We start from the raw sequence: 21088 nt of genomic DNA on the forward strand, positions 1-21088 counted from the left end.
CCATGCGGCACTTGCAGATTCGCGTCGAGGCGGGGGAACTCGACGCGGTCGTCGATGCGCTCCGAAGCGAGGACGTCGACCCGGTCGTCCTCCCGCTCGGCGAGTCAGACGCCGACTCTCGGTCGTACCTCGTCGAGTTCCCGCTGCCGACGGAGGCGGTGGACAGAATCAGAGAGACGCTCTCGGAGGCGGGATTCGAGGAGCGCTACCTCGTCATCGGCAACATCGAGTCGGCGACGACGCCGCACTACGACCGACTCGTCGAGCGGTACGTCGAGGGCGACGAGGAAGAAGAACGCGTCTCGAACGAGGAGATTCTGACGAAGGCGCACGACCTCAACCCCCAGCCGACGGCGTACTACGGGATGACGGTGTTGAGCGCGCTCGTCGCCACGGCGGGACTGTTGCTCGACTCGCCCGCTCTCGTGGTCGGGTCGATGGTCATCGCCCCGCAAATCGGCGCGGCGCTCATGGCCAGCGTCGGCGCGGCCCTCGGAGAGGACGCGATGTTCACCAACGGGGTTCGTTCGACGGTCGCCGGCCTCGCCGTTGCCATCGTCGCCGCCGCGGCGCTGGGATGGGGGCTCAAGACGGCGCAGTTCGTGCCGTCGGCGCTGAACGTGACCACGGTCCAGCAGATAGCGAGTCGGTCGTCGCCGGGGCTGTTGACGCTCGTCGTCGCACTCTGTGCGGGCGCGGCCGGGGGTGTCGGCTTGGCGACCGAACTCCCCGTTTCAATCGTCGGCGTCGCGGTCGCGGCCGCGACCGTCCCCGCCGCCGCGGCCGTCGGTATCGGCGTCGCGTGGGCGATTCCGGCGGTCGCCGTCGGCGCGCTCACCCTCCTCGCGGTCAACGTCGCGAGCATCGTCCTCGCGGGGACGCTCGCGCTCTGGTACCTCGGCTATCGGCCGAGCTACTGGGACTCGTCGGGGTCGACGAGACGGCGGCTTCGCTCGTTTTTCGGGACCAGAGCGACGTGGGTGGCGCTCGTCTTTCTCGGCCTCACCGTGCTCGGCCCGGGGTCGCTCCTCACCTCGCAAATCGCGTTCGAGAACGGTGCGACCGGGAGCGTCCAAACCGTTCTCGACGACCCGGAGTACGACGCGCTCGAACTGCTGTCGGTCAGCGTCGAGTTCGGAACCGTCGGACTCGACGACGCACCCCGGCGGGTGACGGTTGCGGTCCAACACCCGGTCGGTCGCCAGTACCCGCAGTTGTCGTCGCGAATCGAAGACCGAATACGCGAGACGACGGGCAGAGACGTCGTCGTGACTGTGAACTTCGAACAGCGGAGTCGGTCGGGGCCGTCGTGACCGCCTGAGGCCGAAGACGGGGACGAACGTCGGGAGACCGAACCAGTAGGCTACTCGTCGAGGTACGGTTCGCAGACGCGCCGGACGCCCTCTTCGAAGGAGATCTGGGGTTCCCAGCCGGTCGCTTCGCGAATCTTCGTGCAGTCGGCCATCGTGTCGTGGACGTACACGTCGAGGGGGTTTTCGATGTAGACCGGGTCGACGTCGGTTCCGAGCGTCTCGTTTATCAACTCGACCATCTCGTTGAACGAGTAGCTCTCGCTGGTGCCGAGGTTGTAGATACCCTGAAGCCGGTGGTCGGCGGCGAGTTCGATGCCGCGGACAATGTCGTCGACGTGGGTGAAGTCGCGGGTCTGGGTGCCGTCGCCGAACAGCTCCGGCGACTCGCCGTCCGCGATTTTGTCGGCGAACTGCGCGACCGTGTTGGCGAACTCGCCTTTGTGTTCTTCCGCGCCGCCGAAGCCCTGATACACCGAGAAAAAGCGGAGCCCGGCCGTCCGCATGTCGTAGTGGTGGTGGAAGTATTCGGCGTAGCGCTCGCGGGCGAGTTTCGACGCCTCGTACCCCGTGCGCGCCTCGACGGGCATGTCCTCCGGCGAGGGTTCGGTCCGGGAGCCGTAAATCGAGGAGGTGGAGGCGTAGACGACGGTGTCACAGCCGTCGTTTCGGGCCTGTTCGACCGTGTTCACGAAGCCTTCGACGTTGACCCGCGCGCCTTTCCTCGGGTTCTCCTCGTGCATCTTGTACGACGACAGCGCCGCCAGATGGAACACCACGTCCACGCCCTCAGTCGGGAGGTCGTCGTCGAGGACGCTCGCGTCGTGGAATTCGACCGCGTCGTCGAGGTTCTCGGGCGTCCCGAGATAGAGGTCGTCGACCGCGACGACCTCGTTTTCCGCCGCGAGATGGTTCGCGAGGTTCGAGCCGATGAAGCCGGCACCGCCGGTGACGAGGACTCGTTTCCCGTTCATGTGCTACCGAACTCTCGTGAGCCGTATAGTGCTATCGACAGCATCGAGGCCGAATTAGGGTTCAAAATGAACATTCATGAGTGAGTCGTGGTTACAAAGTAGACGAACGGCAGATTCGAGGCGTCATCCATCGGATTTAAGGACGTATGTAGCGAACCACTCTCCATGTCATCAATCGAGCTCACTTCGAGTCAGAAAACTATCTTAACCGCCCTCATCAACCTCTATCGGGACTCCGAGGACGCCGTGAAGGGTGAGGATATCGCGACCGAAGTCAACCGAAACCCCGGCACCATCCGAAACCAGATGCAGAGCCTGAAGGCGCTTCAACTGGTCGAGGGCGTACCCGGCCCGAAGGGTGGCTACAAGCCGACCGCGAACGCCTACGAGGCGCTCGACGTGGACAAGATGGACGAGCCCGCGTTCGTTCCCCTGTTCCACAACGACGAGGAAGTCGAGGGCGTCAACGTGGACGAAATCGACCTCTCCAGCGTCCACCACCCCGAACTGTGCCGCGCCGAGATTCACGTCCAGGGCTCCGTCCGCGACTTCCACGAGGGCGACAAGATTCGCGTCGGACCGACGCCCCTCTCGAAGCTCGTCATCGACGGCACCCTCGACGGCAAGGACGACACGAGCAACATCCTCATCCTCCGCATCGACGACATGAAGGCACCCGTCGGCGAACCCCAGCACTAACCACGCTCCTCTCTTCGTCTTTTTCCGGGCACTCTCCACACGGCCTGACCAGCGGGACCGGCGTTCGGCCGGCGGACGGTCGGCCAGCGGGCGGTCGGACGGCACGAGAAACGAGCGTGCGGACGCGCTGAACGCCGCGAGTGACTGAATCGAACACCGCGAGTGGCGACGCGACGCGCGGCTCGAAGCGTGAAGAACGGAGAAACCGAAGTCGAGTCGGCGAGCGTCGGGCGTCGCGTCACCCGGCGGTCGAGCGCGGCGTCCGTGTTAGAGGTCGTTCCAGGCGGAGAGCGCGCGCTTCGGCGACGTCACGTCCGCAATCCAGTTCGCGGCGATACCCTTCTTCAGCGTCCGCGCGAGCGGGCCACCGAAGACGTTGACGGGGAACTCGCCGACGACTGGGAACTTCACGCCGTGAGCGACGGCGTCGTGGCCGATGGAGATGACCGTCCCCTTGTCGGTGAACGTCCAGCGCTTGAGCGGCTTGCCGGCGATGGCGCGGGCGATGTTCTCGCCGGCCACGTCCGCGGCGTCCCAGGCGGCCTGCGCCGTCGGCGGCGCGACGCTGTCGGGACCCTGCTCGACGAGGGCGCAGTCGCCGACCGCGAAGACGCGGTCGTCGCTGGTCTGGAAGTCCTCCTCGGCGAAGAAGCGGTGGGAGCGCTCGTCCTGTTCGAGTTCCACGTCGGACGCCTCGGGCTGACCGGTGATGCCGCCGGTCCAGACGAGCACGTCGTAGTCGAGTTCCTCGGGCTCTTCGTCCTCGCCGCCGCCGATGAAGACGGTCTCCTCGTCGACCTTCGAGATGAAGTCGCCGGTGAGAATGTCGATGTCGAGGTCTTCGACGCGACGGCGGAGCGCGCCCTGCAGTTCGGGGTCGTTTCCGGGGAAGATTTCGTCCATCCCCTCGACCAGTTTGATGTCGATGGGCGCGCGGTTAGTGTCGCGGTACTCGGCGACTTCAGCGGCCGTCTGGATGCCGGAGAGGCCCGCACCGCCGATGACGACCTGCGCGGGGTCGTCGCGGGAGGCGTCGGCGGCCGCCTCCTTGATGTCCTGGTGAATCTCGCGGGCGTCGTCGAGGCCCTTGAGCTGGTGGGCGAACTCCTCGAGGCCCTCGATGCCGAAGAAGGCGGTCGAAGAGCCGATGGCGACGAGCAGATAGTCGTAGTCGACGGTGTCGCCGCCTTCGAGTTCGACGACGCGCTCGTCGACGTCCACGTCGGTCGCGCGACCCTTGACGAAGTCGGTCGAGTCCTCCTTGACGTCATCGACGGGGATGGCGATGCTGGACTCGACGCTCGGGTCGCGGATACAGCGGTGGACCTCGTGGAGGACGAGGTGGTAGTCGTGTTCGGCGACCCACGTGAGTTGTGCGTCGTGACCGAGCTCTTCTTCGAGGGTTTTGACCGCGCCGGCCCCGGCGTACCCCGAGCCGAGAACGACGACCTGCGTGCTCATGTCGTCGTCTGCGCAGTCATCCGATAAAGGGGCTTTGAAACCGTCTCCACGACTGTGGTAATTTTGGCCTCCACGCCCCCAGAGCGTCGAAATCCGGGTTCGACGGCTGTCGGATTAGTCGAGGCTGAGACCCGCGTGCCAGCGGTCGACGCCCGCGTCTCGCTTGACCGCGTCCATCTTGGCGAGGAGGTGGACCGCGAGGCTGGCGGTCTCCGCCGCGCGCGACTCGCCTTCGGTTCGGAACTCGCCTGTGACCCGGTTCGCGTAGACCGAGCAGACGGCCCCCGCGCGGAGGCCGTAGACGTTGGCGATGGTCAGGAGCGCCGCGGCCTCCATCTCGATGTTCTTCACGTTCGCCTCGCGGAGTTCCTCGACCAGCGAGTCGGAGCCGGCGGCGCGGAAGCCCTCGAAGCCGGGGCGACCCTGCCCCGCGTAGAAGGAGTCGGCGCTCATCGTGAGGCCGACGTGGTAGTCGTAGCCGAGGCGTTCGGCGGCCGCAACGAGCGCCGAGACGACCTCGTGGTCGGAAACGGCGGGGTAGTCCTCGCGGACGTACTCCTTGGAGGTTCCCTCCTGTCGGACCGCGCCCGAGGTGATGACGAGGTCGCCCACGTCCATCTCGGGCTGAATCGCGCCGCAGGAGCCGACGCGGATGAAGGTGTCCGCGCCGACGCGAGCGAGTTCCTCCACGGCGATGGCCGCCGAGGGACTGCCGATACCCGTCGACGTGACCGAAATCGGCGTCCCGTCGTAACTGCCCGTCGCCGTCCGGTACTCGCGGTGGTAGGCCTTCTCCTCGTGGTCGTCCCACAGCGCCGTCACCTTGTCCACGCGCTCGGGGTTCCCCGGGAGCAACACCGCGTCGGCGAGGTCCTCGGGACCGACTTCGAGGTGGTACTGGACCTCGTCGTTCGGGTCCTCACTATCGTTCATGACTCTACTCGCGGGTGGGCGGTGGAAATTCTTGCGTTCTCCGAGGAGGCCCCCGCGGGCGTCGTCGCGTTCTCGTACGAGGTCGTGGCCGTCGCGCGGTCGGTCGTCGCGTTAGCCGCCGCCTCGCCCGCGAGACCGCGCCATGCCGGGTCGTCGGAGAGGTCGCCGTCGCGGAACGGCGGCGGGAGGTCCGCGCGCTCGTCGGCCGCCAGCAGGTAGCCGAGCCCCGCGCCGACGTACCAGTCCACCAGCGACGGGCCGAGGTCGGCGTCCACGACGAGGTCGCCGCCGGTGTACCACTCCAGCGCCTCGTCCTCGTCTGCGTCGACGCCGGTCCGCCGCCAGCGCACGCCCGAGTCGCCGTCGCCGAACGCCGACACCGAGACGGTCACGTCCGCCATCGACGGGTCGGAGACGCGTTCGAACGAGAGGTCCGCGGGCGCGACGCCGTCGGCTCCGCCCTCGTAGTACGACAGCGCGTGATCGATTTCAGCCTCGTAGGTCGCCCGCTCGCCGGGCGAGACGTTCGAGAGGTCGACGTGGACCGCGACGGTGCGCTCGCGGAAGGGCGTCTCCCGGTCGGCGGCGTCCGGTTCGGGGAGTCGCGTCGTCTGGATGCGCTCGGACAGCACGGGGAACGCGTCGGCGTCGTCGTGAGTCAGCCCGAGCAGGTGGCCGAACTCGTGGCTCAGCACCGTCTGAGTCGTCTCGTCGTCGTACCCGGCGGCGACGACCACCGAAACCGGCCCCGTCGGCGCGGTGGGCTCGTCGCCGTCGAGAAGGGGCGCACAGCCGACCGCGTCCGCGCCGGCGTAGTCGCCGCAGCCGTCGATTCGCTCGACGACCGAGACGGTCACGTCCGGTTCCGAGGCGTTCGGCACCACGACGAACGCCGGGTCGTAGGCGACCGCCGACGCGTTCGCCCGCCAGTAGGCGACCGCCGATTCGACGAGCGAAACGTAGTCGCGGCCGTCCGCGGGCGCGTCGATGCCGACGACGACGGGCGCGTGCCCCCACGGGTTGTCGGCAGGTCGCGTCTCCGGCATCGCCACCGACTCGGGTCCGCCGATGGCGGCCGAGACGGCTCCATCGTCGCCGTCGCTCGCGTCGGCCGAGGGGGCCCCGAGGGCGGCGTCCACGACCGGTGGGGACGGCGACAGGGACGTACACCCCGAAAGCACGACGAGCAGGACGAGCGCGAGGGCGGCGGTTCCGCGGTCGGCGGCGAGCGACACGTTACTCGTCGGTGTCGGCGGCGTCGCGCTTCGCCGCGGCGGCTTCGAGCGTGTCCAGCGAGATGGTGTTCGGGAGGAGTTCACCGAGCGTGTACTCGGCGACGTCGTCGCCCCCGAGGTCGCAGACGACCGGGAGGTCCTCGTCGCAGAACTCGGCGAGCGTCTGGCGGCACATCCCGCAGGGGGTGACGCCGTCGCGCGCCCCCGAGGTGACGACGAGGCGGTCGAACTCAGTATGGCCGTTCTTCACGGCCTCCGCGATGGCGACCTCCTCGGCGTGGAGGCTGTTCGAGTAGTTCGCGTTCTCGATGTTACAGCCGACGTAAACCTCGCCGTCGGCGGTCCTGAGCGCCGCTCCGACGGTGTACTCCGAGTAGGGAACGTAGGCGTTGTCGAGCGCTTCGCGGGCGCGTTCGACGAGTGCTTCGGGCATTGGGCGCTCATTCGCGTGGGGTGGCTTAGTTCGTTCGGCTCTCCGAGACTGTCGTGTCGGCCGACGGACACGGCGGGTTTCTGGGTGTCGCCCCCATCGCGTCGTCCCGCAAGCGACTATACGGTTCGGCCCTAACGCGGCGTCGTGAACGACACATCCGGCGGACGACGAATCCTGTTCATCGTCGGCGCGAGCGTCGTGGTCATCTCGGGCATCCTCGGCGTCTTTATCGGCGAGAACGGCGGACAAGTCGCCGCCGAGATATCGCTGTTCGGCTTCCTCTCGCTTCCGACCACGCCGCTCGCGTTCAGCCTCTACGGGATGGTGCTCTCGGCCGCGCTCCTCGGAGTGCTGTTCGGACTCGTCGAGTACGCCTCGCGCGTGGAAGACGCGCGATAACGCCGCGGCTCACGACTCGGTGAAGTCGCGCTCGCGGTGGTTCGGTGCGCGGAGGGCGTCGTATCGGCCGGGGAACCGCGACCGGAAGGCGGACCGTTTTTGCTCGTCCGGCCCCGACGGACCCGCATGGACGCGCCCTCGTCGACCTCGACCTCGGACGCCTCGGCCGGCGACGCCTCGCCCGGCCCGCTCCCGGAGGACACGGGCGGCAAGAACCGAAAGCGCGCCGCGCTGGCGACCGCGCCGTTCCTCGCGCTCGGACTGGCCGACGTGGTGCTCATCCTCCTGCAGGGACTCGAACCGCTCTGGGGCTTCGCCATCCTCCCGCCGATTCTGTTCTGTAGCGTGCTGACCTGGATCGTCTTCAGCACCGACTTCCTCGACGACCGGACCTGAGTCGGAATCAGCTCAGCGCCGGAGGGTCAGCGTCGCAGGTTCGTGGAGTACTTCGTCGGCGTCTCCTCGTCGTAGCCGAAATCCTCGGCCGTCAGTTCCGGTTCGGCGTCCCCGGCGCTCGCGGGCGCGGCGACCTTGAACCGCTCGCGGAGGCGCTCGGGCATCGAGAACGCCTCGCGGTCGAGTCGGAGCGCGATGGCGTCGCCGTCGACCTCTCTGACCCGGTCGAGTCGCTGACGCGGCCCCTCCGGGAGGTCCTCGGCGTCGACCGCCTCGAACCCGAACTGCGCGCAGTAGCCGTGGTCCGAGGTGAAGCCGTAGACGGTGTCGAACGCCTCGGCCGCGGCGCGGTCCACCAGTCGCTCGACGACGTGCGCACCGACGCCCTGTCCGCGCCACCGCTCCGAGACGCCGACGCAGGTGAGTTCGCAGAACGGCTCGTCGGTCTTGTGGACCCGAATGCGCCCGAATCCGGCCTTCTCGCCGGACTCCTCGTCGAGCGCGATAACGTAATCGCGGGACCGGAACGAGCCGTCGTCGAGTCCGAGTTCCTCCAGCGAGTCGAGCAACCAGACCTCGTCTCGGTTCTTCGCGTCTCGGACGTACATGCCTACACCTAGCACACCGGCCGACAAAAACGCCTCGGGCCGGTACGGCGATTCCCGTCGCGTCCGTCGAACTCAACGAAAGAACAGTAAAGATTCATGGTCGCGGTCGCGGTACCTCGATTCATGGACGTACCCGACACCGACACCGTGGTGCACGAACCGGACCCGGCGTTCGTCGAGGACGCCAATGTCACCCGATTCATGCGGGAACACGACATCGAGGACTACGACGAACTCATCGAGCGGACGACGACCGAGATGCCGGGCGTCGGTGCCTCGGGCGTCGAGTGGTTCTGGGACGAACTCGTCGACTACCTCGACATCGACTTCTACGAGGAGTACGACGCGGTCCGCGACGACTCGGAGGGGCCGCAGTTCTCCAACTGGTACCCCGGCGGCGAAATCAACGTCGCCCACAACACCCTCGACCGCCACGCCGCGGTCGGCTCCGGGAACCGGAACCGCGTCGCCTGCATCTGGGAGGGCGAAGACGGCGAGGCCGTCCAGCGGACCTACCACGACCTCTACCGCGAGGCCAACCGCGTCGCCAACGTCCTCGAATCGTACGGCGTCGAGACCGGCGACACCGTCGGCCTCTACATGCCGATGGTCCCCGAGGTCATCTCTATCCTCTACGGCTGTTTCAAGGTCGGCGCGATAGCCGTCCCCATCTTCTCCGGCTTCGGCGTCGACGCCACCGCGACCCGCCTCGAAGACCCCGAGTGCTCGGTGCTTTTCACCGCCGACGGCTTCTACCGCCGCGGCTCCGAGGTCCGACTGAAACCGACCGCCGACGAGGCGATGGCTGAGGCGGACTGCGTCGAGAACGTCGTCGTCTACCGGCGGTTCGGGGACGAAAGCGAGGATAGTGACGCCGACGTGCCGTGGACCGAGGGCCGCGACGAGTGGTGGGACGACACCGTCGGCGAGGCCGCCCCGGAGTACGAGACGAAGCGCCTGCCGTCGGACGCGGAGTCGATGCTCCTGTACTCCTCGGGGACGACCGGCAAGCCGAAAGGCATCGTCCACACCCACGCGGGCGTCCAGATGCAGACCGCGAAGGAGATTCACTTCGGCTTCGACCAGAAGCCCGAAGACCGCTTCTTCTGGGTCTCCGACATCGGCTGGATGATGGGCCCGTGGACGCTCATCGGGAACCACACGTTCGCCGGCACCATCTTCATGTACGAGGGCGCGCCCGACTACCCGAACCCGGACCGCTTCTGGGACATGATAGAGCGCCACCGCATCACCACCTTCGGCATCTCGCCGACGGCCATCCGAGCCCTGCGGAAGTACGGCGACGAGGAAGTCGAGAAACACGACCTGTCGAGCCTCCGCCTGCTCGGGTCGACCGGCGAGCCGTGGGACCCCGAGTCGTGGCAGTGGTTCTACGAACACGTCGGCGGCGGCGACGCCCCCATCATCAACATCTCCGGCGGCACCGAAATCTGCGGCTGTTTCCTCATGCCGATGCCGACCCAGCCGCTCAAGCCCTGCTCGCTCGGCGGCCCCGGCCTCGGGATGGACATCGACATCGTGGACTCGTCGGGCGAGTCCATCGCCGACACCCACGAGCGCGGCTTCCTCGTCGCCCGCGACTCCTGCCCGTCGATGACCAAGAGCCTCTGGGAGGGCGACGAGCGCTACCTCGACACCTACTGGTCGTCGTGGGACGACCTCTGGGATCACGGCGACTGGGCGCAGAAAGACGAAGACGGCTTCTGGTTCCTCCACGGCCGCGCCGACGACGCCCTCAACGTGGCCGGCCGCAAGGTCGGCCCCGCCGAGGTCGAAGGCGCGCTCATCGAACACGACGCGGTGAATCAGGCCGCCGCGGTCGGCGTCCCCGACGACACCACCGGGACCGCCGTCGTCGCCTACGTCGTCCTCGAAGACGGCGTCGAGGAGAGCGACGACCTCCGCGAGGCGCTTCGCGGCGTCGTCGGCGACGAGTTGGGCAAGCCGTTCCGCCCGCGCGAAATCCTGTTCGTCGACGAGTTCCCGAAGACGCAGTCGGGCAAAATCATCCGCCGCGCCATCGCCTCGATTTACGCGGGCGAAGACCTCGGCGACATGAGCAGTATCGAGAACCCCGAGTCGCTGGAGAAGATAGAAAACGCGTCTTAAAGCGCCTCGCTCGCGGTCAGGCGGACCGCGTTGCTTCCCACTCGCGTCGCAAGAGGCCGAACCGCAACACGTCCACGTACGACCCGCCGACGAACGCCGCCTCCCGAAGCGTTCCCTCGTGGACGAACCCGAGTCCGTCGAGAACGCCGCGAGACGCCTCGTTGAACTCGAACGTGACGGCCTGCACGCCGTGGCACTCGACGGTTTCGAAGACGTAATCGACCAGACAGCCGACGGCTTCCGAGCCGTATCCTCGTCCGTGGTACTCCGGGAGGAGCCAGTAGACGAGTTCGGGACGGCCGTACTCCCGCCGCTCGGCCATGAGGAACCCGATGGCCTCGCCGTTCGCCTCGGCGACGAACGCGATGTCGTCGCCGGCTTCGACGGTCTGTTCGACGAACTCGACCGCCTGGTGTCGGTTCTGCGGGTGCGGTGCTCCGAGCGGGACGCGAATCTCGGGGTCGGTCGTCGACCGCTGGAGGAGGTCGGCGTCGTCGCGTTCGACGGGACGAAGCGCGACGCGTTCGCTTTCGACGACTGCCGTCTCGGTCATGCCCGACCGCAGTACAGTCGCGGCTAAGTACTTTCCCACTCATCGAACCGGCGCGTCGTCGGGCGCGAGCGCGACCGACTCGGGAACCCCGACACCGACCGCGAGCGCCGCCTCGACCGCCTCGTCGTCTGCGGGAATCCGAATTGTGCCGCCCGCGAGAAGCGGGGCGAGTACGCCGGCGACGACGGTGCCGGGGTGGGAGAGCGACGACCGGACCGCGACCGTGTCGTCCGCTTCGAGGTCGAAGTCGGCGACGACCTCACGGGCCGCGTCGAGCAGGTCGCCGTGGGTGAACTCGCGGTCGTCGGCGACGAGCGCCGGGTCGGCGGGCGCGACGACCTCCGGGTGGACCGCGGGGTTCTCGCTCCAGACTTCCTGTTCCCAGTGCGTCGTCGCGGGCGAACTCGGCGGGCCGCCGAACACGGCGAGTTTCTGCCCCGGCGGCAGGTCCTCGAACGCCGCCTCGCGGCCGACGGGGACGACGGTCGCACGCGCCTCGACCACCGGGTCGAACGCGGTCACCGCGCCGAGTTGGGCCGCCCCGAGGAACGTCAACAGCGGTTCGGGAAGCGACACCGGGGCGACCGCGACGCGAGCGCCCTTGCGGACGCCGAGGTAGCGGAGGACGTTCCCGGCCTTGTACGAGGTCGTGATGAGGTCGTGGTACGTGTAGGTCCGGCCGGGGCCGTCGACCCGGAGGGCGAGTCGGTCGCTCCGCCGGTCGCGGGCCATGAGGTCGCCGATAACGTCCATGGCCGGTCGTAGGGAGTCGGGGCGAAAAAAGCCCCCGAGGCGCTCTCGCGGGTCGAGAACGCGACGGGGTGTACGAGCGGGCGACGCCAGCGCGACGAGTCAGGGTGCGCCCGCGATGACGAACGTGCTCTCCTCGGGACCGTTGCGGAGTTCGCGGGTGTCTTCGGGTGCGACGCGCACGGCATCGCCCGGTTCGAGGTCGAGTGCTTTTTCCTCGACGACGAGCGTCGCCTCGCCGGAGACGAGGTAGTACACTTCCTCGTGGCCCTGCTCGGCGTGGTCGTGGGGCTTGCCGGACCAGTCTGGGTCCGCCTCCAACACGCTGAAGCCGAGTTCGACGCAGTCGAGTTCGTCCCGCAGGAAGTGGAGACCGCCGCCGACCGCGTCTACGTCCTCGTAGTTCGCTTTCGTGTAGGACATCGCCTGAACTGACGGCCGCCGGACAAGAGAACGTGGTGGTGCCGGAAATCCGTTACAGCGAGTTCTTCAACTTCTGGAAGAGGCCCTCTTTGACTTCCTCGCCGCCGGCCTCGGCGAACTCCTTGAGCGCCTCGCGCTGCTCGCTGTTGAGGTCCTCGGGCGTGACGACGTGGACCTCGACGTGCAGGTCGCCGTGACCCCGACCGTCGAGGTGCGGCATCCCCGCGTCGGAGACGGTGAACGTCGACCCGCTTTGGGTACCCGCGGGCACCTTCAGTTCTTCCTCGCCGTCGAGCGTCGGCACCTCGACGGTCGCGCCGAAGACGGCCTGCGGGAAGGAGATGGGATGGGTGTAGCGGAGGTCGTCGCCGTCGCGCTCGAACTCCTCGTGGTCGCGGACGTTGACCTCGACGAACAGGTCGCCGTTGGGGCCGCCGTTCTCGCCGGGTTCGCCCTCGCCGCGGTAGCGGAGGCGCTGGCCGTCGCGGAAGCCGGCGGGAATGGTGATAGTCACGTCGCGGGTGCGGCGGACGCGCCCGCTGCCGCGACACTCCGAACAGTCCTCGCTGTACGTCTCGCCCTCGCCGCCGCAGGCGCGGCAGGTCGTCGTCTGCTGGACGCGGCCGAAGGGCGTCTGCTGGACCGTCGTCTGCTGGCCCGAGCCGTTACACTCCGAACAGGTGTTCACGTCGGCGTCGTCGGGGTGGCCCTCGCCGTCGCACTCGGGACAGACCTCGCGGCGGCGAATCGTCACGTCGCGCTCGATGCCGTGGTAAGCGTCTTCGAGGTCGATGGTGATGCGCTGGGCCACGTCGCGGCCCTGCTGGGGGCGGTTACGCTGTTGGCCGCCCGCGCCGCCGTTGAACAGGTTGTTGAAGATGTCCTCGAAGCCGCCACCGCCGCCGCCCATGCCGCCGAAGGGGTTGCCCTGTCCGCGGCCGCCGCCACCGCCGCCGCCGCGTTTCTGGGACTGCTGGAAGCGCTCGTGACCGAGTTGGTCGTACATCTGCCGCTTCTCGTCGTCCGTGAGCACCTCCTTCGCCTTCTGGACCTTCTTGAACTTCTCCTCGGCGTCGTCCTCGTCGGAAACGTCGGGGTGGTACTTCGCGGCCTTCTTGCGGTACGCGTTCTTGATGTCGTCTTTCGAGGCGTCCCGCGAGACCCCGAGTACGTCGTAGAAGTCCTCGCTCATCAGTTGATATCTTGTAGCCGGTGAAGGTATTTGAAAAGTCCGTCTCTCGTATCGCGGCGAGCGCGAGCGGCGTCAAACCCGGGGTTTCGACCGGATTCGACCGCCGGCGTCGGGTTCCTCGGCGAGCCGAGAGTCGGTCAGTCGGAAAGCGTTAGTTGTCCTCGTCGTCCTCGTCGAAGTCCGCGTCGGCGTCGACGAAGTCCTCGGGGTCCGCACCGCCGGGACCGCCGGCCGCGCCCGCACCAGCGCCAGCGCCGCCGGCACCGCCGGCCTGCGCCTGCTGTTGGTACATGCGCTTGCCGATTTCCTGCAGTTCCTTCGAGAGGTCCTCGGTCACGTCTTCGAGTTCGTCCGTGGAGGCGTCGTCGTCTTCGAGGACCGCTTCGACGTCCTCGATGGCCGCCTCGATGTCGGTTCGGAGTTCGTCGTCGACGTTCTCTTCGTTCTCCTCGAGGAGCGTCTCGGCGCGCTGGACCGCGCCCTCGGCCTCGTTGCGGGCCTCGACGGCGCGGCGGCGCTCTTTGTCCTCTTCGGCGTGCTGTTCGGCCTCCTGCTGCATGCGGTCGATCTCGTCGTCGGAGAGGCCCGCGCCGCCCTCGATGGTGATGGACTCGGCGTTTCCGGAGCCTTTGTCCTCGGCGGAGACGTTGACGATGCCGTTCTCGTCGATGTTGAAGCCGACTTCGATCTGCGGGGTGCCCGCGGGGGCCGGCGGGATGCCGGAGAGCGTGAACTCGCCGAGGAGTTCGTTGTCCTCGGCCATCTCGCGTTCGCCCTGGAAGACGCGGACCTGCACCGTCGTCTGGTTGTCGGCCGCGGTGGTGAATATCTTCGACTCCTCGGTCGGAATCGTCGTGTTCTTCTCGATGAGGCGCTCGAAGAGGCCGCCTTTGACCTCGATACCGAGCGACAGCGGCGTCACGTCGAGGAGGACGATGTCGTCGACCTCGCCGCCGAGAACGCCGCCCTGGATGGCCGCGCCGAGCGCGACGGCCTCGTCGGGGTTGACGGACTTCTTCGGCTCGGAGCCGAGCAGCTCTTCGACCTTGTCGAGGACCTGCGGCATCCGGGTGGAACCGCCGACGAGGATGACGTCGTCGATGTCGCCCTTGTCGTAGCCGGCGTCTTCGAGCGCCTGCTCGGTCGGCTCGACCGTGCGGTCGATGAGGTCGGACGTGAGGGACTCGAACTTCGCGCGGGTCAGGTCGTATTCGAGGTGGACCGGACCGGAGTCCGTCGCCGTGATGAACGGGAGGTTGATGGTCGTCTCCTTGCGCGAGGAGAGTTCGATTTTGGCTTCCTCGGCCGCGTCCTTGAGGCGCTGGAGGGCCTGTCGGTCCTCGCGGAGGTCGATGCCGTGGTCGTTCTCGAACTCGGTGGCGAGCCAGTCGATGATGGCCTCGTCCCAGTCGTCGCCGCCGAGGTCGTTGTCCCCGTTCGTGGCGACCACTTCGTAGACGCCGCCGCCGAGGTCGAGGACGGACACGTCGAAGGTGCCGCCCCCGAGGTCGTAGACGAGCACGGTCTGGTTCGACTCGTCGTCGAGGCCGTAGGCCATGGAGGCCGCCGTCGGCTCGTTGACGATGCGCTCGACTTCGAGACCCGCGATTTCGCCGGCGTCCTTCGTCGCCTGACGCTGCTTGTCGTTGAAGTACGCGGGGACGGTGATGACGGCCTTCTTCAGTTCGTCGCCGAGGTAGTCCTCGGCGTCGCGCTTGATCTTCTGGAGAATCATCGCCGAAATCTGCTCCGGCGTGTACTCCTCGCCCTCGATATCGACGGAGTAGCCGTCCTCGCCCATGTGGCGCTTGATGGACCGAATCGTGCGCTCTGGGTTCTGGATGGCCTGGTTCTTCGCCGGCTTGCCGACCAACCGCTCACCGTCGTCGGTGAACGCGACGACGGACGGGGTGGTTCGGTCGCCTTCTGCGTTCACGATAATCTCCGGGTCGCCGCCCTCCATCACCGCGAACGCGCTGTTCGTGGTGCCGAGGTCGATACCCAGAATCTTGTTGCTCGCCATCTTGCCCGCAAATACCGTCTTTTGCCGGTTAAAGGTTACTAGATACTGCGACACACGGCGCACACAGAGGTCTACGCTGTCTTGCGATTTCGAGTTCTCGCGTCGAAACAGGTCGGTCGATTTATGTAGAACCGCCGACCGCGTCGCCGCGGACGAATCCAGGGGGTCACCGTCGGGTCCGGTGGCGACTCAGTCCATCGACTGTGGTCGCTGTGTTCCGTCGGCCGAGTCGTCGGGGCCGGTCGAACCGGGCGCGTCGGACCCGCCGGACCGGAGCGACGACGCGTCGGCCCCGTCGAGCGCGTCGAACACCATCGAGAGCGTCCGCTCGCGGCGCTCGCTGGCGAAGAACTCGTGGCCGCCGTCGTACGGAACGAGGTTCGCAGACGGGGTTCGGTCGCCGATGGCGCGAACGTCCACGACCCGGTCCGACAGCGAGACGAACACCACGTCGTCGGGGTTGAACGGCGGCAACGACTCCTGTGCCCCGTGAATCATGCGGAGGAACGCGGGCGAGGCGTTGGCCGGCCCGTCGGCCAGTTCGGCGGCGAGTTTCAACTCGCCGAGGTCCTCGCGGGAGATGCCGGACGGGACGAGCGGTCTGGTCGTCGGCAGTCGCCTGACGAGGGGAAGGAGGAGGCGGTCGAGACCGGACGCCGCCATCCCCCACCACGGGCTGAGGAAGACGTTCCGAACCGCGAGGTCGAGGTGGGCGGCGACGAGGCCGCCGGTGCTGTGGCTGAGCACGAGGTCGATGTCGCGGTCGACCGCGTACGCCCGCACCGGGTTCACGTACTGGCGCTCGAACTCCCAGCCGTTCGTCGGGAGTTCGACGGCGTGGACGTGATAGCCCTCGTAGGTGAGGCGGTCGAGGAGCCACTCGACGCTCCGGTGACCCGGCTTATTCCCCCACCCGAGGACGAAAAGCAGGTCGTCGTCGCCGGGGTCGCCGTGTTGGGTGACGCGCACGGTTGGCCGCCGCCGACGGGAACGAAGTCGCATGCCGTACTGATTGCGAGGTGAGAACAAAAGTCCTCCCCGGGTCGGTGGCGCGTCGGGCGACTCGCGGCCGACCGCGGGGAGACGGTCGCACCGCTCGCGCGCTATTCGCCCTTACTGACCGTGATTTGCGCGGCGCGGATGACCTTGTCGGCCATCTCGTAGCCGGGTTGGAACACGTTGGCGACGGTGTCCGCCGGTTCGTCGCTGTCGACGCGCATCATCACCTCGTGGCGGTTCGGGTCCACGTCGGTCCCCGGTTCGGGGTCGATGACTTCGACGTTCTCGTCTTCGAGGATGCGGTCGAACTCCTTGAGCGTCGATTCGAGGCCGCCGCGGATGTCGGCGTCCTCGTCCTGGTCGAGCGCGCGAACGAGGTTGTCGCGGACGGTGACGACGCGCTCGACGAAGTCCTCGGTGGCGCGCTCTTTGATCTGATCCTGTCGCTTCTTGGCGCGCTTCTTGTAGTTCTGGAAGTCGGCCTGCGTGCGCTTGAGGCGAGACTGGAGTTCCTCGGCCGTCGCTTCGGCCTCGTCGCGCTCGGCTTCGAGGTCGGCGACGCGGGCTTCGAGCGCCGCGACCTCGGCCGCGAGGTCGTCGTCGTACTCGGCGACGCGGTCGGCGACGGTCGGCCCGTCGTCCGCCGCGTCGGGTTCCTCGCCGGCCGCCTCGGCGCTCGACGCCTCGCCGTCGGCGTCGGTCGCCGCGTCTTCGGCCGCCTGCGCCGCTGCGTCGGATGCCGCGTCGGCCTCGGGTTCTACGTTCGCGTCCGTGGCCGACTCGGCGGGGTCGTCGCTCATGGGCGGGAGAAGTGTCCGACGCGGCTTAAACGTGTAGACTGCGGGTCGGCCGAAACGCTTCTCACGGCGGGGCGACCGCGCGGGTGTCGCTTCCGCTCTCTACTGGTACATCCCGAGCGGTCGCGCCTGCGTGCTCTCCTCTTCGGACTGCTGCATCCGCCGGGCCAACTGCTCTTTCGCCTGTCGAATCTCGGTGGCGCTGTCCACGAGGTCGTCCACGGGGACCTCGACGCCGACGAGCGGTTCGATGCCCTGTTTGATGATGACGCGGGCGGCCTCTGGGTCCGGGAACTGCGGGTCCGACTCGACGACCAATGCGAGCGCCGGGCGGCCGACCGAGACGGCGTTGCTCAGGAGCGCGCCCGTCGGCCCCGAGACGAGGCCGGTCTCCGTCGGACGGTCGATACCGGCGTCTTCGAGCCGCGGCGTCGCGCCGTTGGTGCCGATGCCGTAGAGCGCGGGCACCGCCTCGGACTTCTCGTGGGCGATGCCCGAGAGGAACACGGGAAGCACGTCGAGTTCTTCGAACCACGGGCCGAGACAGGTGGCGAGTTCGGTCGCCGCCTCGGGCCGGATGGGGATGTCGCTCTGGAGGACGAGGAGGTTCCGCTCCGCGTCGGCGTAGAGCCTGACCGGCGGGTGTAGCGTCGGGTCGTCTTTCATGTAGACCGCGACCTTCGGGACGCCCTCGCAGAACACGTCCGCGTAGTGGGTCATGTCGAACTCCGAGACCAGGTGGTCGGCCGCGATTTTGCCGACCAACCCCACGCCCGGCAGTCCCTCGACCAGCGTCGGCGACTCCAGTTCGTCGGTGAGCTCCTCCGCGAGGACGCGAATGCGTGCCATACGTGAACATGGTCGCCCGGGTGAGGTAAATCCGACGGGCGAATGCGTCGCCATCGGCCGACGGCCCCGCGCCGGCGTGACTGGTTCGACCGGTGGCGTCTCTCGGCGACGACGCCGGCGACTCCGAAACCGACAAACGCGCCCGCGCGGAATCGGGTGTCATGAACCCGCTCCAGCGGTACGCGCCGCTCGTGGACGACGAGGAGGCCTTTTTCGCGGCCTGCGAGCGGCCGCTTCCCTCCGTCGTCCGCGTCAACACCATCAAGACGACGGTGGCGCGCGCCCGCGAGGCACTCGACGACGAGGGCGTCGCCTACGAACCGACCGACTGGCACCCCGGCATCCTGAAGCTCGAAGACAGCAGTCCGGGGACGAACTGGCCGTACTTCCACGGCTGGCTCCACGGCCAGGAAGAGGTGTCGGCACTCCCGGCTATCGCTCTCGACCCGCAACCGGGCGAGCGCGTCTGGGACACCTGCGCCGCGCCGGGGTCGAAGACGACCCAGATAGCCGCCATGATGGACGACGAGGGCGTCCTCGTCGGCAACGACAACAACCTCGGTCGGCTGTCGGCGCTCCGCCACAACGCCGAGCGCCTCGGCGTGACCAACCTCGTCGTGTCGAATCAGGACGCCCGCAACTTCTCGATGAAACCCTTCGGCGAGCGGACCCCCGGGAAGGCCGGGTCGTTCGAGCAGTTCGACCGCGTCCTCGTCGACGCGCCGTGTTCCTGCGAGGGCACCTGTCGGAAGAACCCCGACGTGCTCGACGAGTGGACGATGAACCACGTCAAAAGCGTCGCCGGCATCCAGAAGGGTATCCTTCGGCGCGCCGTGCAAGTGACGAAAGCCGGCGGCACCGTCGTCTACTCCACGTGTACCTTCGCGCCCGAGGAGAACGAGGCCATCCTCGACTTCGTCCTCGAACGGGAGGACTGCGAGGTCGTCGAGTGGGACGTGCCCGACGGCTTCGAGACCGCGCCCGGCATCACCGAGTGGGAAGGCGACGAGTACGACCCGTCGGTGACCAAGGCACGGCGCGTCTACCCGCACCACAACGACACGGGCGGCTTCTTCACCGCCAAACTGGAGGTGACCGCATGAGCGACGACACCGCCCCCGACGAGAACTGGGGCCAGCAGTTCGACCGCCTGCCGCCGACGGCCGACGACCGCGTCGTCGAGGGTCGCCCCTCCCGCGAGGAGGTCATCGACTGGTGGGACGAGCGGTTCGGCGTCGACCCCGCCGTCTTCGACGGGTACACGTTCTGGGAGAAGGGCGCGGGCAAGATTTGGGCGTTCCACGGCGAGGTCGTCGACCCCATCGAAGTCGAGGGGCTCGGGATGCGCATCCTGCGGACTCGCCAGCGCCACTGGAAGCCCTCGACCAACGCGGTTCAGCGGTTCTGCGGCGACGCGACCAAGAACGTCATCGAACTGAGCCCGGGCGAGGCGAAGGCGTTCGTCGACGGCCACGACCAACAGCTCGACCGGTGGGAGGGTGACTGGGGCTACCTCACCGCCGCCCACGAAATCGCCGGCGAACTGGAACCCCTCGGCGTCGGCCTCTACCTCCACGGGGAACTCCGCTCGACCGTCCCGAAGGGTCGGCAGGAAGAACTCGTCAAACTCGACTGAGCGGTTCGGGGTCGCCCCCCGTGACTACTTCTCTCTGACCGTCCCGCCCGTCAGCCCCTCCCACTCGACCCGGTAGCCGAGTCGCGAGAGGACCGCGCTCGCGTCGTCGAGGCCGCGGTCGTCGAGGACGGACTCGGCCGCCGACAGCGACATCCCCGCTTCGACCTCCCCTGCGACCGCGTCGAGGACGGCGGGTCGAACTAGCGTCCGCCCGACGAGTTCGTGTTCGGGGAAGGTCACGTCATCGAGCGCGTCGACAGCGACGCCGCGGGCGGCCGCGAGGTCGGACAGGGTCACCACGTCGTCGTCCGGCGCGAGTTCCCCGGGGAGCGACGAGGCCGCGTCGGCGACGAGGTCGGACTCGTAGCCGCGCAGCACGTCCACCACGTCCTTCACGCGCACCGAACCAGAGTACGGGACGGCACGGTGGTCGCGGGCGGCGATTTCCTCGCCGACGCCGAGGGACTCGTCCACGGCGACGACGAGTTCCACGTCCTCCACGTCGGCGAGTTGGCCCAGTTTCTTCTCGACGTACTCGGGCGTCCAAAAGCCCATAATCTCGAAGAAGACGCGGAAGTCGGCGTGCGCGTAGTCGAACGCGAAGTCGGGAATCATCACGCTCGTCCCCGTTTCGAGGGGTTCCGGCTCCCGGACGAGCGACCAGTCGAGGTCGAGGCCGCGGAAGCGGGCGGCGAAGTCGGCCTCCACGCCGCTGTCGAAGCCGGGTTCGGCCATCGGTTCGACGCCGGGGACCGACACGTCGTCGCTCGTGAGCGTCATCTCGCGCTCGGTCCCGCGGTCGTCGATAGTCGCGGCGAGTCGCCAGTCGCCGGCGGTAGCGACCGACCGGAGCAGGCGGGCGAAGGCGGTTCCGTAGCGTCTGGTTCGCTGAAAGAGCGCGTCGGGGCCGGTGACGACGACCTCGCGGCCGGCGTCGGTCTTCCGGACCTCGTACATCAGTCGGAGGCGCTTGACCGCCGAGACGACGGCCTTCGGGTCGGAACTGCGGACCCGGACTTCAGTCGCGTCGAACAGGGCGGTCTGGGCGAGCGAGAGGTTGTACTGCGCGAGCAGTTCGTCCGGCGTCCACCGCGGGTCGAACTCGGAGAGGACCTGTTCGACCTCGCGGTCGGCGGTCAGCGACTCGTCGACCGCCTCGGGCGACGACCCGAGCGAGGACGCCGCGCGGTCGAGCGCCGCGGCCCGCTCCTCGGGCGTCGTCACGCCGCCGACCGCCATCGCGGCCTCGAACGCGGCGCGGCGGGCGCGGGCCGGCGGCAGGGGGGCC

General features: G+C 68.0%; 22 protein-coding genes. 7 read left to right on the plus strand and 15 right to left on the minus strand.

Translation table 11 applies throughout. From position 1 onward, the window contains the following. The first annotated feature begins 2 nt into the window (after positions 1-2). Positions 3-1313, plus strand: coding sequence for a TIGR00341 family protein (locus AUR65_RS14835; protein WP_058567599.1), 1311 nt, complete (start codon positions 3-5; stop codon positions 1311-1313). Between the two features lie 50 nt (positions 1314-1363). On the opposite strand, the gene AUR65_RS14840 is transcribed toward AUR65_RS14835, so the two are convergent. Next, positions 1364-2284, minus strand: a complete 921-nt coding sequence (locus tag AUR65_RS14840; protein WP_058567600.1) for an NAD-dependent epimerase/dehydratase family protein — start codon at positions 2282-2284, stop codon at positions 1364-1366. 165 nt (positions 2285-2449) lie between these two features. Here AUR65_RS14840 and AUR65_RS14845 point away from each other — a divergent pair, with 165 nt between their 5' ends. Then, on the plus strand, positions 2450-2983 hold the full coding sequence (locus AUR65_RS14845) for an Rrf2 family transcriptional regulator (protein ID WP_058567601.1): 534 nt from the start codon (positions 2450-2452) through the stop codon (positions 2981-2983). 267 nt (positions 2984-3250) lie between these two features. On the opposite strand, the gene AUR65_RS14850 is transcribed toward AUR65_RS14845, so the two are convergent. The 4 genes from AUR65_RS14850 to cdd all read right to left on the minus strand — a co-directional run bounded on the left by AUR65_RS14850 (position 3251) and on the right by cdd (position 7045). Next, positions 3251-4444: an NAD(P)/FAD-dependent oxidoreductase gene (locus AUR65_RS14850; RefSeq protein WP_058567602.1), complete on the minus strand. Its 1194-nt coding sequence runs from the start codon at positions 4442-4444 to the stop codon at positions 3251-3253. 114 nt (positions 4445-4558) lie between these two features. Next, positions 4559-5377, minus strand: coding sequence for a nucleoside phosphorylase (locus AUR65_RS14855; protein ID WP_058567603.1), 819 nt, complete (start codon positions 5375-5377; stop codon positions 4559-4561). Further along, a complete protein-coding gene (locus AUR65_RS14860) occupies positions 5374-6612 on the minus strand; it encodes a zinc metalloprotease (protein ID WP_058567604.1) in 1239 nt (412 codons plus the stop codon). Before AUR65_RS14860 ends, AUR65_RS14855 begins: the two co-directional genes overlap by 4 nt. Position 6613: 1 nt before the next feature. Then, the gene (gene cdd / locus AUR65_RS20510) at positions 6614-7045 is read right to left on the minus strand and encodes a cytidine deaminase (protein WP_058567605.1); all 432 of its coding nucleotides are present in this window, start codon (positions 7043-7045) and stop codon (positions 6614-6616) included. Between the two features lie 144 nt (positions 7046-7189). Here cdd and AUR65_RS14870 point away from each other — a divergent pair, with 144 nt between their 5' ends. Beyond that, on the plus strand, positions 7190-7444 hold the full coding sequence (locus tag AUR65_RS14870; RefSeq protein WP_058567606.1) for a DUF7520 family protein: 255 nt from the start codon (positions 7190-7192) through the stop codon (positions 7442-7444). Between the two features lie 126 nt (positions 7445-7570). Continuing rightward, a complete protein-coding gene (locus tag AUR65_RS14875; RefSeq protein WP_004976836.1) occupies positions 7571-7840 on the plus strand; it encodes a hypothetical protein in 270 nt (89 codons plus the stop codon). Between the two features lie 26 nt (positions 7841-7866). On the opposite strand, the gene AUR65_RS14880 is transcribed toward AUR65_RS14875, so the two are convergent. Beyond that, positions 7867-8448 carry a GNAT family N-acetyltransferase gene (locus tag AUR65_RS14880; protein ID WP_058567607.1) on the minus strand — a complete coding sequence of 194 codons (582 nt, stop codon included), beginning with the start codon at positions 8446-8448 and terminating at the stop codon, positions 7867-7869. A 123-nt stretch (positions 8449-8571) separates the two neighbouring features. Between AUR65_RS14880 and AUR65_RS14885 the strand changes: the two genes are divergently transcribed. Beyond that, positions 8572-10578, plus strand: coding sequence for an AMP-binding protein (locus AUR65_RS14885; RefSeq protein ID WP_058567608.1), 2007 nt, complete (start codon positions 8572-8574; stop codon positions 10576-10578). 16 nt (positions 10579-10594) lie between these two features. On the opposite strand, the gene AUR65_RS14890 is transcribed toward AUR65_RS14885, so the two are convergent. The 8 genes from AUR65_RS14890 to AUR65_RS14925 form a co-directional block, all read right to left on the minus strand. Continuing rightward, positions 10595-11131 carry a GNAT family N-acetyltransferase gene (locus AUR65_RS14890; RefSeq protein ID WP_058567609.1) on the minus strand — a complete coding sequence of 179 codons (537 nt, stop codon included), beginning with the start codon at positions 11129-11131 and terminating at the stop codon, positions 10595-10597. A gap of 39 nt (positions 11132-11170) precedes the next feature. Beyond that, on the minus strand, positions 11171-11884 hold the full coding sequence (locus AUR65_RS14895; protein ID WP_058567610.1) for an AMP-binding protein: 714 nt from the start codon (positions 11882-11884) through the stop codon (positions 11171-11173). Positions 11885-11983: 99 nt separating this feature from the next. Further along, complete coding sequence (locus AUR65_RS14900; RefSeq protein WP_058567611.1) at positions 11984-12304, minus strand: cupin domain-containing protein; 321 nt, start codon at positions 12302-12304, stop codon at positions 11984-11986. A gap of 52 nt (positions 12305-12356) precedes the next feature. Continuing rightward, complete coding sequence (gene dnaJ, locus AUR65_RS14905) at positions 12357-13496, minus strand: molecular chaperone DnaJ (RefSeq protein WP_058567612.1); 1140 nt, start codon at positions 13494-13496, stop codon at positions 12357-12359. Between the two features lie 151 nt (positions 13497-13647). Continuing rightward, a complete protein-coding gene (dnaK, locus tag AUR65_RS14910; RefSeq protein ID WP_058567613.1) occupies positions 13648-15519 on the minus strand; it encodes a molecular chaperone DnaK in 1872 nt (623 codons plus the stop codon). Between the two features lie 189 nt (positions 15520-15708). Next, entirely contained in the window at positions 15709-16488 is a 780-nt protein-coding gene (locus AUR65_RS14915) for an alpha/beta hydrolase (protein ID WP_199180617.1), read from the minus strand. 134 nt (positions 16489-16622) lie between these two features. Then, positions 16623-17318: a nucleotide exchange factor GrpE gene (locus AUR65_RS14920; RefSeq protein WP_058567615.1), complete on the minus strand. Its 696-nt coding sequence runs from the start codon at positions 17316-17318 to the stop codon at positions 16623-16625. Between the two features lie 99 nt (positions 17319-17417). Then, a complete protein-coding gene (locus tag AUR65_RS14925; protein ID WP_058567616.1) occupies positions 17418-18164 on the minus strand; it encodes a proteasome assembly chaperone family protein in 747 nt (248 codons plus the stop codon). Between the two features lie 161 nt (positions 18165-18325). Between AUR65_RS14925 and AUR65_RS14930 the strand changes: the two genes are divergently transcribed. Further along, on the plus strand, positions 18326-19267 hold the full coding sequence (locus tag AUR65_RS14930) for an RsmB/NOP family class I SAM-dependent RNA methyltransferase (protein WP_058567621.1): 942 nt from the start codon (positions 18326-18328) through the stop codon (positions 19265-19267). Beyond that, entirely contained in the window at positions 19264-19800 is a 537-nt protein-coding gene (locus AUR65_RS14935) for a DUF7122 family protein (protein WP_058567617.1), read from the plus strand. Before AUR65_RS14930 ends, AUR65_RS14935 begins: the two co-directional genes overlap by 4 nt. Before the next feature lie 24 nt (positions 19801-19824). Here AUR65_RS14935 and AUR65_RS14940 read toward each other — a convergent pair. Beyond that, positions 19825-21088 (minus strand): DUF790 family protein (locus tag AUR65_RS14940; RefSeq protein ID WP_058567618.1); only part of this gene is annotated, 1264 nt, incomplete at its 5' end.

The sequence above is a fragment of the Haloferax marisrubri genome (assembly GCF_001469875.2).
GTDB lineage: Archaea > Halobacteriota > Halobacteria > Halobacteriales > Haloferacaceae > Haloferax > Haloferax marisrubri.